This window comes from Vibrio sp. La 4.2.2, assembly GCF_027586995.1.
In the GTDB taxonomy this organism is placed as follows: domain Bacteria; phylum Pseudomonadota; class Gammaproteobacteria; order Enterobacterales; family Vibrionaceae; genus Vibrio; species Vibrio mediterranei.
In genome coordinates, this window is record NZ_JAPPTJ010000003.1 from 474,326 (window position 1) to 487,396 (window position 13,071).

The window sequence follows — 13,071 nt, forward strand, 5'->3', positions numbered from 1 at the left end:
CATTTGTATTGTTTGTTCTGTTCTTCGCGCTTAACCTAATAATATTTCTTCATATTTTTTACGATCGCTAGGTTTAATTGGTAGCTGATTTATAGTTTTAACGCCTGAAGCTAGTAGTAAAGTATTTCTCATCCTTGTCCGTAACTTAGTCTGTACACCAAAAAATTCGCTATCGAAATCTATATTCTTAGTTTTATATAAAACACGATAAAAATACTCCCTCGTCAAGTTATCAACTGATTCAACTTCGCAAAGCTCCTTAAGAAAATCAAAACTTGCACTAATACCTAGTGTTTTTTTAAATGACTCATAGTGCCAATGAGTCTCTGTTAACACTGATAAATAGTTAAAAATAATTTCATAAAGAGTTTTATCTTTTTCACTCAAGTATAAGTTCCGTAAAGGGGATTTAGAATGAATATTTAGGAGCATACTTCTATCTCGTCCGTCTTTAATTGATTTGGTATGCAGTAATTCTCTATCATTTTTGGGGTTACTAGTAATTAAAGAAAGGATCCCATCAATTATCGATGCCATTGATATGGTTGTACTAGCGCTACTATTTAATGTACCTAATTTTATTTTTCCTTTCAGTGGTGAACCATTATCACTAGAAAGAACTCGTACAAAGTATACAGCCAGCGTTTCAGGAGACCAACTATTAGGTTCACCTTGTTCCATATCAAACTGGAATAAATTGTATGCTAAGTTCTTATCCACTCTTCTTTGATTCATATTTATATTAGTGAAAATCCTTGCATGATATGCAAGTGGAAGATCTAAGTATACAGAACATACTAGTTCTGTACTCTTAGCGCTTGATTCCTCAAATCCAAATACTCGATGCTGCCCATCAATAATTGAAGCTATCTTATTCATGGATGGTATTACGAGATAGTAGAATTCATCAGAAATCTTTTCTACCTCCCAGCGCTCATCAATATTTGTTATTAAACGCCCATCCGGATCATAATTTGCACCAAGAATGATTGAGTTAGGGAAGCTAGCATCAACAGTTTCAGTATAACGCTTAATTTCTTTTAACCGAGAAGGTGCTCTATCTCGCTGATTTCCCACTAAACCACTCACAAACTTCCCAAAATGAGTAACAGAGTTACTTTCATCGTTGTCTTGAAGTATCTCCGCTTTGATTGTGTAACAAGTTTTCAACAAAAATTCAGCACTAAGAGATACAACAAAAAAGTCACCTAAAGGTTGACTTACTTTTATAGCCGGTACTTTAATTGGTAACTTCATTACTTTTTATCCTTAATCAAATCTTTATCTGCTTCTTCATAGCCAGTTGCATCAGAAATTATTTCCTCATGTACATCAAACTTTTCATCATTTACCGTCGAAAAAAGAAATATCGTTAACGTTATAAATGCACCTAAATTTATTTGCCAAACAGAGCCTGTAGGATAATTGTAATAACCATAAATACCCAAGATAAGTGATATAACACCAATAATAAGACCTAGAGCTGCCAAATCAGTATTTTTACTTTTTGATATAACCCCTTCAATAGAAAGCGTCCCTAATATAGCCAAGTAAAAGGTAAGAACATTCTGAGCTTCAAAGAACACCTTATCTGAAGTACCATCAAGGCCGTACGGAAGCCACACTCCTATACCACCTATAACAATCACACCAATAAGAAAAAAAGCAATAAAAGTAATACTCTTTAGCGCATTACCCAACCGAGAATATAAATCCTTAACTATTCTAGGCCACGAGTTTTTCCGAACCTTAACCATTAGACACACCCAAAAATTTTATTAACACTAATCATATTGCAGAAAACTAATCTATACATGTTGCCCGTATTAAATTTGTTTAAATACTTCCCGAAGATGCCAACTAATAGCATCTTCAGATGGATATAGGGAAGCATCCCTCGGTAGAGCTATTTGCTTACTTTCATAGTCCCAAATCAATTGTTCAACCATAGTTCCACCAGTAGCAGCTGGAGATACCTGTACTTTGAAATCACCATTGAAAGTAATAACCCCTCGATCGAGGGCTTTATGATGAATGCTACATAGAGCAATACCATTTGAAACTTCGCATGGACCAAAAAACTGCTTCCACTTTATATGCGCTGCTTCAATGCCCACTGAAGCAGTATCAAGAGCCAAATCAAAACCACAAACTGCACATCGATAGTTGTAAGCGCGAAGAACATTTGTCCGGAAATTGGGGTCTCGTTGCTTAGTTGAAGTATCAACCTCAAAACCAAAACGAACAAACAACTCTTCTTGCAACGTATCAGGGAAGTTGTCTTGAATTAGCTTAGAAGCAATCTTTTCTATCATTTCTGGATTAGAAATTAAGCTCTGATATGAGGAAGCGTTAAAGCCTCCCATTACGTTATATTTAATGAGTTCAGACTTTTTAGGATCGGTATTACTCTTACGGGGAATACACTCTTCACCATTTTTGATTTCCCAGAATGGAGCTTGCTCGTTGGCTAATCGCCAAAAAGGGTACTCAGGGTGATATGCCTTTCGTGAAGGACCGTACTGAACCAGCAGCTCTTTAACCTGGCTATCTACTTCACTCTCAAACTGGAACAAGCGCTCGTGACCTTGCTTATATTGAGACAGTGCGTATAACAACATCAAAGGCTTATGAGGGGCCCTTTGGTCCCCTCGCCGCCAGCGTGAAATTAACTGAATTTTTTCAGAAAGCTCCATTGACTTACCTAGTTTCAAGCTTCAGAGCGGTTCAGACGGGATGACATGGAAGAAACCTTCACTTTCTTAACACTCATCTTCAACTGACCATTATCCAAATGGTAGCCAACTGATAAACATTGCCCTTTTGATAGGTCCCCTAGTTGCTTTTCCCACTCTGCTTGCTTCGTTCCTGGTATGCTCAGTTCAAGAATTTTCGCGTACGTCTTTGTCTCTGTTTTAGCTGGAGCAAAAAATAGCTTGTGAGACGCCTGGAACAAGCGATCTTGCTCATCTTTGCGCAGCATACTTAGCGTTTGAGTCGCCAGAATCAGAGATACCCCAAACTTGCGCCCTTCCGTAAGCATTTTTCCTAACGGGCTCTCAAGACGATGATCAAGGTTTTGCACTTCATCTAACACGATAGGTAGCGGGTTTTCCTTACTACCGTAACTACATGCGTAGGAGTATAGGTCCCAAAGCAAAAACTCAGTACAAAGCATTGAAATATCGTGGTTAAGCGACGCGAGCTGCATGATTGTTGAACTATGTTCTTTACTCTCAAATACCTCACTCCAACTTTTATCACTGTCAGATGAGAAGAGATTGGACTTAACGAGAGGTGCAAGTTTACTGGCTAGCGCGGGACCTGCGGTTTCTTCTTCGTTTAAATCATCCAGCATGTTCTGCAAGCTGTAAGCACTGCCATACCGCTGGACACCAAACTCAATCACTTCATTAAGCACTGCGATCTGTCGCTCGCCAATTGTTGAATAAACCTTGTTGAACACAGAGGCGACGCGCCCCGCTACTGTATGAGGCTTTTCTTCGATTAAAATCCCGCCAAAATCCTGTGTTTGAGCTCTGAATGGCGACATGCCGAATGGCTCATTACAGAGGATGTTGGACTTAGGGTTCAATCTTTCAATGAACTCCGGCTCAAGGTGATTCGGCAAGAAGCCGTTTGTATAATCAATCACCAGCGATCGAATTTGAGCATCGGCCAAGCTCATTAACAAACCTTGGATACAGTAGGTTTTACCCTGCCCTGAGCTACCAAAAATGATCAGGTGGCGATTTGCTAGATCTTTATGCCCGTACTCCCAGAAAACTTTTTCGCCGGTAAGTGTATTCTGACCAATCTCCACTCGGCATTCGCTCGCATAATCTGGGGTTGGCTCTGCAGCTAACTTTGACGGAACCTCAGTTTGGAGGTTCGGTTTTAAATTCTCTGGCTTATCGACCACAACGTCTAATGGGACGAGTGACTCTTCTTTTTTCAACGCTGTCTGCCTCACCAACATATACTCCGCTGGCACATGGCAGATCTGCGCGATGTCCTTTTCGTTCATTAGCACTTGAAGCGGGTGTTGCACCAGTGAAGGCAGCAAAGACATCGGAAGGTCAACCTTCAACACGCCCTCTTGCATGTTGTAGCCAGGCTCGAAGCAGCTTCCGCTTTCAAGATGGCTAACCACTAGACCTGCCGGGTAGTTCTCAAGCTCGGTGATTGTGTAGTTGCCGCGCAGCCACTCTTCTTTCTCTGCAAGCAGGGCTCCGAAATAGTCATTGCTGAATACGTTGTAGAGACGGTATTTGTCGATTTGCATCAACACCTGGCGGATAAACAAGCCTCGGTACAGCTTCGACGCCAGTGTCTCGTCGCTCAAAAGCTCTGTTAGATAGCGGCGAAGCTCATTCGCTTGCTGTACTGCTTTTTTGTAGTCTGGCGTGGAGCCAGCTTTCACTTCGACAGGAAGCAGATAAAGGTTGCCATCTTTAAAACCCACCAGCAATACATCATCTGAAATCGCGCCTTTTTTATATCCCTGCACATTGCGTGAGAAATCACTGTCCGTCATTTTCAGGCCGATGTTGCCTGATACGCGGATCATCTCACCGACAGATAGCGGCACCCAAATGATATCAGATTTATGCACAAGGCAGGTCGCAAACTTGTAGGCACCGATAATGCCAGTGCGCTCTTTGCGAATGGTGTCGTTACAGGTCATCATCTTCAGCAGCCAATCACCGTTAAAGGCATTGAACTCGTTGATTTGACCACCGCCACTTTGCGCCACCACCCTTTCGAACAATCCGCGCTGGGCGGTTACCGTAATGGCATCGTAACTGGCAGAGCTGGTGTACTGATCGGAATAATGGATAAGCACAACATCTTGATTGGTGTGGAAGAAGTCCAGCGTCACTTTAGGGTCGATGATGGTGGTCCAAATCGAGCTGTCATAAGAGCGATCTAGCAGCGATTTAAAGTCTTCACTGACCGCAAGCGCAGGAGCATTGGCCCCCGTGTATTGCGTGCTTGGCTTTAATGCTGGCTCCATTAACGAACCAACATACTTCGCCATCTCCAGGTGCGGTTGGTTACGGTATTGAACGTTTTGCAAACCAAATGCAGTGAAGTACGAGCCTTCATCACTTTTGGAGGCGTCGCCCGTTAGCAGACCATCACACGCAATACCGCTCGGCATGTCGTCAACGCTCAAGGTCGTTAACTTCACGTTGTCGTTGTTTCTGAAGAATGACAGGTGCGAGTAAGCTTGCCCTTCGCGTTCGCTGTGGGCATTAGTGAACTTGCTGTAAGTCAGGCGGGTGCGAAGAATATCGATAATGGTGTCTGCGTTTTCACGTACTTTTCCGCGGTCCAACTCCAGCCAAGACTTTAACTCTTCGTAGTTAGACGTTTCTGCAAACTGATCAAATGCGTTGAAAACCAGCGCATCATCGTAGAGGTTGACATGGATTGACGCCGCTTTATCCAGATTGTCTTTTACATAATCGACCAAACCGAGGAATAGCTCCTCTGCACGATCTTGATTGATGGCATTCACCAGCACACTTTTCTCTGAGCCGGTAAACAAGTGGCGAAACGCTTTCTGGAACTCGTTGATCTTCTCTGTAACCAGCTTGCGAACGAACTTCAGACAACTTTTCTGATGAGGGACGCTTTTTACCCAGAATCTGTTTTCGGTGACTGGCTGGTTGTAGGCAAACTCATGTTTGGGGTGATAAACATACGGCAGCAAGCCGCTTGGACCCAAACGACTGAATGTCACCGTTGGCAAGTCAGCAAAGCTGTCATCTTTTTGCATTTCATTAGAAAGGTTTAAGTAGTACGCCAGCACCAGCGGGTGAAAAGGCGAGTAGTATTCCTCGCCATTCTCGCGAACCAAACCGATTTGCATCACCAACTTTTGCTCTTTGGTTAACATGCCGTCAGCTTTGATCGCATTGAAATAATCAAGGAATGCATCCACGGTAGCTTTCACAAGTGCGGTAAATTGAAGCCCCCACGACACCAGCGAAATCGTTGTCTTTCGGCTTGCTAGATAGTGAAACAGTGCTTGGTATGCAGAGTGGAGATTGTCATCAATAGACCTTAACTCTTCCAACGATATGCTATTGGATTCAGCCAAATAGACTTGCTTTTGCTGAACGAAACGTTCTTCCCAACGAATTAAGCTAATGCGCGGCTCCATAACGCGAAATTCGCTATTATCAATCACGACAACATCTTTACTCGGGTAAAGTTCGCCAAACACGTCATCATCAAACAACTTATGGAAGCGCGATTGGTTAAGCAGCAGTGGGAAGGACAAGCTGCTTTCTACCGTCTCACCCTCTATGCGAAATGCCAGTGCGTTATCACCTGATTTCACCGCAAAGCCGATATCTTCTGACTCGTTAGCCAAAGATTCAAAATCGACAACACCAAATTCTGCGCGGTCAACCACCTCACCAACATCATCTAGGCTTCGGCTTACAGTTAGCACGGGGTTGATAACTAGGCTGTTATCTTCTGTTTTCAAGGTAAGGCGTTTTTTAGAAGGCTCAACGGCGAAAATGTTTTTAAATGCCTCGAGGTCAAACTCGCCTTTTCTGACGATCAAGCAACGGAAGTTATGATTTTCAGAGGTGTTGTCACGCTTCAATGCTAGTGTGAAAAACAGAGGCTCATTGGCATAACTGGCCGCTAGAGTGGCGTTTGCTCCTTTACTGGTTAGGCGCGTACTGATGACCTCTTGCTTGCCTAGTGCATTCGCTGGCGAGACTTTAAACTGTTCTTTGCTTAAATCGCTGGTGCCAGAAAAGCTCAGTTTAAGTTCAAACTCACTTTGTCCTTCCTCGAGGGCAATGATCAGGTGACGGTCACGCAAGCCCGCTTTGGTTTCTTTTGGGTAGCGACCAATGACTTGCGCATCATTGGTCTCTTCTTCACCTTCATGCTTAAGGTGCTGAATCTTGTTCTTTTTGATCTCTTCTCGATAAGTTTCAAACTCCACATCTTTCCAACCATCGTCAGAAAAATGTTCTTTGATAAACTTGCTGCTAAAGCCTTTCAGTCTTTCTTCGAGTTGCTGACCAAAGTGCTCGACTTCAAACGACAACTCCTGGTAAAGCGCGCGGTTCTCTTCCAGCCGTTGTTTGATCTGCTTTCGATTGCCAGATAACTCCGCGACAAAAGGATCATCGAACATTCCGAGTTCGCTAAAACAAAGCTCGCCATCTTCGACCGCTTTGTATAGTGATTCGAAGCCAAACATGGTAGCGCCATCTTCTAGAATCGCGTCAAACTGGTCATCCAGCAGACAAAGTGACACATCTCGGGATTTGTCAGTTTGTTCAATCAAACCGCTAAGTGCGACTTTGATGTTTTCAGGGCTCCAAACTTGTCCAGGCCGCCCCAAGTCTTCCGCTGAGTTGATAAGGGTATCAAGGCGGCTGTTGTGAATGACCACCAGCGCACAGCCCTTCAGAGCACCTTCTTGGCTTGCGATTTCATCGCGTAGGTGAGAAATATAGTTCTCGGTAAACCCGGTTTCTCCGTCTTCTTCGCCATGAAGCACAGGAACCACTTTGCAGCCTTGGACGCTCACGTAGCTCAACGCCACCTTGTTACTAACTATAATCTCACCGTCCTTACGACGGAGTAACGCATCAAACAAACGCTGGCTGTTACCGTGATCAGGTGAGTTAAACTGGTAGCGATAACCTGCGCGTATGTTTCCTTCCGCATGCAGTAAAAACTGCTCAACCAGAAACGATTCAAATTGTTTTGCGCACATACACTGCATCTCCACTATCACTCATGCGTTCAACGTTACCAATTCGTTCATAGAACTTGATAAGCTCTTGCTCTGTCTGCTTATCAACAAATATTCCCCTATCCTGAAAGCCGAGAATTAGCTCATGGAAGCGGAGCTTCTCTTCTTTGCCCACCACCAGGTTGGTAAGCAAAATAATATGGTCCTGCGTAAGGACAAGCACTCGACCTGAGCGACCGCGAGCCTGCACAAAGTCAGCAGCCATATTCTTCTCAACCTCAGTCATGTACTTTTTGATAATGGCTGGTCGGTCTGTTTTCGGGTCCCGGAACTGCTCTTCTGCTAGCTTTAAAGCGTATTCCAGCCAATCAATGGGCGTTACTGCGTCCCTAGGAATATCAGTGTCCAGTTTGCGGTTGGCTCGGAACATCAGCGCATAGTTTTTTATTTGATCAGCCAGGTCGCTTCTTTGCGAGTTTTCGATATCTCTCGCCAGCTGCCATAAAGGCTTCTTCGTTTCGTCCGGATTGGGCTGGATGTTTTCCAACATAGAAAGGACGGGAAACAGCTTGAAAGAAGACTTACTAAAGAGCTTGTAGCCGTGCTTTTTCACATGAACTCGCTCACCGCTGGCGCGTTCATGATCCATGATGAAATAGAGCGGTTTTGCTTTGGGGGCTTCACCGGTTTTCCAATCAGATAGCGATAGACTGAGCTGAGCCGTGTAAGCAAACCCGTAAAATGCCAAGAATTGTTCAAACTCATCCAGCAGGTATTTGGGATAAGTGGTTAAAAATTCGAGATCACGTTTAAATGCCTCGGCCATGTATGGCAAATAGGGCGCTTCAGAAGCACGTAGTGATTTGTCGGTATCTGGTTTGGTTTTGGAACGCAGGGTTTCTAACAGCTCTTGTTCGATGAAGTTCAAGTTGGCATCAAACTGCTCAATCTGTCGACCATTTAACAGGTTGATAAAGAGAGATGCCACACGTAGGTCGCCTGCTTCGCACTCACTTTTCTGGCTCTTAAACAACAAAAACTCTGGGCTTACCGAGAAGATGTCTTGGTTGATAAAATACATATCTTCCAGTACTTTCCAAAAACCTTCTTCGCCCAGTTTGCTTTGTAAGTTGGCTTTACAGTCCGCAGCGAAATCTAGGTAGGTATACTTTTCGATTTTTTTACGAAGTAAACCGCGAAGCACCAACCCTACAACAGCAGACCAATCAAAGTCGTTGCCTTTGGTTCGAATCGGAATGTAACTGTTCAGGGTATTCTTGTTTGGGAACTTATCAGCGGCAGTTTGTGGCAAACCGGTCTTTATCGGTAGTGTTAAATTGTCGGTCTTCATTAGCGCATACCACTCACTTCAAAATAGTCACTTTCTTCTTTCACGATTTTGTAGCGTTTATCCCTCCTCAGGATAAACAAGGTCTCTTTTTGTTTAGCGACTGTCAGCATCTGCTCCAGTGCTTCATCAAGCAAAAGAACAGCATTTTTGTCATGCTTGTTGGGGCGGTACCCCTGACCAATTCTCACTAGCAGCTCAAATAGCCTGATGCTAATCGGCATTGGCTTAAGCGATTGGTCATCGACTTTCAAGTACGCATTGAAGGTGCCTATTTTTTCGAGTACGTTGTTTTGAATTGCTGAAAAATCTGGTTTAACTTCAAGAGACACTGCCGTTTTGTAGCCATTAAGCTCAGAGACTAAATACTCATCTTTGTCGAGTGTTGGGGCATGACGGTTACAGTAGCGGTGAAGCGCTGCGATCAGAGTTTCCTTATAGAAACTGCCAAGCTCTTTACGCATCTTTCCTGAACCATCGAAATCACGATGTAGAATCCAAACAGATGCATAGGTTTCTACCAGATTGTTTGTAAACTCGTTTTGGATCGCCGTTACAAACTCATTGCTGAGCTCGTTGTCACCCCGAAGCAAATAGAAAAGGCGAAGGAAAGACGTTGCTTCGTTTAACTCGTAAAAACCAAGCTCATTAATTTTTGACCTAAATGCACTGAACCGCTCATCTTCAATGCCCAGCCCATGCTGAAGCACAAACTCATCGACTTTACGCGTGTGCAAATTGCTTGGGTCAAAACCCTGAATGCGGGATAGCAGCTCGTTATCGCTGCCTGCAAACAAGTTGTCGAACAAGTAGCCATCAGCTGCAAGCAACTGGAAAGTGAAATCCAGCAACGCTCGAGCCGTAAGGAACTGATCTTTGATAAGGCGAGCTTTGAGTAGTAATCCAATCAGGGACTCCTGAACTGCGGGCCGACTCAGCAGCGCATAATTAGCGGTCAGGCGAGTATGTCCTCGAGATTTACGCTCATTGTCGTAAAGCACATAAAATGGGTTATCAAGCGTCTGCGCAGTTAGTCTTTTCAGAAACTGCTCAGCAAAGTCTGATGCGCTGCCCTCTGCATCGAAGGTGAATTTTGGATAGTCTTCAAAATCCAAGAACACATACTGCTCTGGAATTTTCGAAAGCTTGCGGGAGAGAAAGTTTCTAATCACCTTTTTGATGTCGCTATGTTCTTCAGAGCCTTCTTCTGCGTAGTTACCCAACATGCCGACGTTAATACCCACAACGAGTGGCTTGTTGCTCTGCTTGAATTCGGAGAAACGTTTATCGAGAGCTTGAATAGCTGTCTGACTTGGATTGAAGCTGTGCGTCGCATCTAGATGAAAGTCATGAGTTTCTTTATGCCTTTGGCTATATTGCGTCAAGATCTCAGATTTACCATCACCGCTACTTCCGCAAAGGAAGATGATTTGATTGGGCTTGGCTGATAGAAGCTTTTTCTTAAAATCTGCTTCAATGTTGGTTTTGATATAGATGTAGTTTTTATACGTTACTAAAAAATCTTGATTTTTTTCTCTTTCGGTACTTACTGCATAAGGCGAAGATTTAGAAAGAATGCTGAGGGCTTGTGCTAAGTTCAATGGCTATGCCACCTACCAAATAATCAATAAGTTACATAATACAAAAAAAGCTTGGAATGTTTCAATCGAACACCAGCTTTTTTTATGTTACTTACGTCACGAAGAATTCACGATAGCCGGCACTCGAATGAAAAAACAAATGGAAGCGCGCAATAGTCATAAATCACCTCAGCACCGAGAGCGACACCACGCCAAGAAAGCTCTAATAGTTTTAGAGGGGTATGCCTTCCTTACTCGTTGTGGCTTGACTGTTCAAGCCACAGCAAAGTTGCAACCGCAAAGCGACAATAGTTTGGGCTTCTACTCTTAGCCCTTACATTAGCGATACTGTACCGCCTCACACAGAAGCTCCTTCGCCGAGCACTCTAAAGCAAAATAGTATCGTTAGACGTCTGATGTGAACCCTCTGTCTTTGGATGCACAACTTTGGCTGTTTAAATGAAGCTAGCTTTGCCATCAGCAAATGGTTTGAGTTCTCCAACAAAGAACATCCACATTAGGCTCTTGAGATAAAAACGCGTGTTGAGGTACATGCTTTAGCCGTTTAGGTTGTCCAATTTATACTGCGCCATTTCATTATACAACCAGCCACCCATACATTTAACAAACAATAGAAGCCATTGCACTATCTCATCCAGTTTAAAACCTGTTAGAGCAGTGGTACGCGGCAAATAATGCCCGTTTATTCATATAGTTAACCTTCGTACTGTAAGTTGAATATGTTTATCAAGCAAACCTTCGGCACGACGTTTAGCCTGGTTCAGTTCATTGATATCGCTGAAGTCATCAAGTGACAAGAACATGGACGTAGAAAGGGTAGGAGACGCTGCATGTAAATAAGCTCGAGCATCGGTGAAATATGGCAAGACGTTACTAAGCTGTTTAATCTCAAGCACTTCTGCAAGGCCTAGATAATACGCCTCGATACGCTGGCTCGCATCTGAGTGGGTAATCTTACCGAGTTCCATATAAGCTAGCCAAAGAAGGATGTTTTCCTGGACAGCTTCAATAAGTTCATCATTCATCTTCTGCTCTTGTTCACCTTAAACACCCTTATATTCTGGACAGTTCACATCAAACTATCAATTGAACAGGAGATTCATATTTCAATTTATGGTAATAACCGAAGCCAGACTACCCACGATAGTTTATATTGAACTTATGATTCAACTAGGCACCAGTCAACGGTCAGAGCTCTGGTTAAAGTTTTACTTTGACACCTGAAACCGATACGACAGACAGATGCCGGTCATGACTCAGATCGGTTGAATTATATGTAGAATTCCCGCTCGATAAACGTCCCTATAACTTTGTCATGCATTTCTTCTGATTTTGAAAAGCCTATCGTTCTGCGTACAAGCCGCTTTAATCTCGAACGTAACGTCAGATTGGTTCGCTCAATTCGCTGAGTGTATCTTTTACCTACAATATGTTTTTCTCTTGGTAACTCTTTCGTGTAGACGCTGAAGTCATCTGTGCAAAAGAAACTGATATCGAAAGGCTTCAGTAAAGCAAGAAGCGACCGTAGTGCATCAGTATTACGTTTGCCAAATGCGTGAGCAATGATGCGTTTGTAACGTGGCTCCCATGCATACCAGAGCCATCGACGGTTTTTCTTATTACCTACAAACGACCATTGTTCGTCCACTTCACAAATCAGAGTGATGTTAGCTCTATCGAAAGAAATCGAGGTCACTTGTCTTGGCGAGAGTTTTTTAAAGTGCTCAATACCGTGTTGTACGCGACATTTAACACTCGAGCCGTCTCCCTGACGCCAGAGCTATTCATCGCCATATCAACAATTTTCTCTTTCACATCTGGCTTACGAGCTTCGTAGACGTAATCGAGTTGGAAGCTTTTCCTACAGTCAAGACACCTGAAACGAGGAAAGCCAGAATGACCCTTTCCATGCTTGCGGACAGGGTCAGTTTTATTGCAGAAACGACATTGGACTTGGGTGGTAGCCATGAATACAAAAACAATCATAAATCGGCTGTGTAGATTAACATAATTCTACAGATTTGAGTCACGACCGATAAATAAGTGCACCTTCCGTCATTACTGACTCTCCTACTCCGATGAGTTTTTCAGATTGACCTTCACTACATTAGCCGCTTGGTTACCTGTTCTTCAAAAAATTCACCTGCCCAGGGTAAGCAATCGTGCCGTCTATTGAAAATGAAATTCAGCGCCTTTTACCAAATTATAGTTCAAGCAACGTAAAGTCCAACATCACTGAAGCCTGTTACAAACACATCTTAAAAGGCAGTTCAGCGAAACATAAGACCGGTTGAGTACACATAGTGTATCTCGACAACACTCAATAGGCCAAAGCTCTCACAAAGACGTTACAGCATACCTTGGGACTGAACAGCTGATCAGTA

The 13,071-nt window shown here is 43.4% G+C and carries 8 protein-coding genes; all 8 read right to left on the minus strand.

What is annotated here, in order from left to right:
* Positions 1 to 30: 30 nt before the first annotated feature.
* The gene (locus tag OH456_RS08515) at positions 31 to 1,257 is read right to left on the minus strand and encodes a DGQHR domain-containing protein (RefSeq protein ID WP_270033268.1); all 1,227 of its coding nucleotides are present in this window, start codon (positions 1,255 to 1,257) and stop codon (positions 31 to 33) included.
* A complete protein-coding gene (locus tag OH456_RS08520; RefSeq protein WP_270033269.1) occupies positions 1,257 to 1,757 on the minus strand; it encodes a hypothetical protein in 501 nt (166 codons plus the stop codon). Before OH456_RS08520 ends, OH456_RS08515 begins: the two co-directional genes overlap by 1 nt.
* A gap of 69 nt (positions 1,758 to 1,826) precedes the next feature.
* Positions 1,827 to 2,696, minus strand: a complete 870-nt coding sequence (locus OH456_RS08525) for a phosphorothioated DNA-binding restriction endonuclease (protein ID WP_270033270.1) — start codon at positions 2,694 to 2,696, stop codon at positions 1,827 to 1,829.
* 14 nt (positions 2,697 to 2,710) lie between these two features.
* Positions 2,711 to 7,759, minus strand: a complete 5,049-nt coding sequence (gene dptH, locus OH456_RS08530) for a DNA phosphorothioation-dependent restriction protein DptH (protein ID WP_270033271.1) — start codon at positions 7,757 to 7,759, stop codon at positions 2,711 to 2,713.
* Positions 7,740 to 9,089 carry a DNA phosphorothioation-dependent restriction protein DptG gene (gene dptG, locus OH456_RS08535; RefSeq protein WP_270033272.1) on the minus strand — a complete coding sequence of 450 codons (1,350 nt, stop codon included), beginning with the start codon at positions 9,087 to 9,089 and terminating at the stop codon, positions 7,740 to 7,742. The genes dptH and dptG overlap by 20 nt, the downstream gene beginning before the upstream one ends.
* Entirely contained in the window at positions 9,089 to 10,687 is a 1,599-nt protein-coding gene (gene dptF / locus OH456_RS08540; protein WP_270033273.1) for a DNA phosphorothioation-dependent restriction protein DptF, read from the minus strand. The genes dptG and dptF overlap by 1 nt, the downstream gene beginning before the upstream one ends.
* A 686-nt stretch (positions 10,688 to 11,373) precedes the next feature.
* Complete coding sequence (locus OH456_RS08545) at positions 11,374 to 11,712, minus strand: hypothetical protein (protein ID WP_270033274.1); 339 nt, start codon at positions 11,710 to 11,712, stop codon at positions 11,374 to 11,376.
* Between the two features lie 245 nt (positions 11,713 to 11,957).
* Positions 11,958 to 12,655 (minus strand): IS1 family transposase gene (locus OH456_RS08550; protein WP_270033275.1). Its coding sequence is split into 2 segments (ribosomal slippage): positions 11,958 to 12,406 and positions 12,406 to 12,655, totalling 699 coding nucleotides; the frame shifts between segments, so codons are not numbered across the junction.
* Positions 12,656 to 13,071 lie beyond the last annotated feature (416 nt).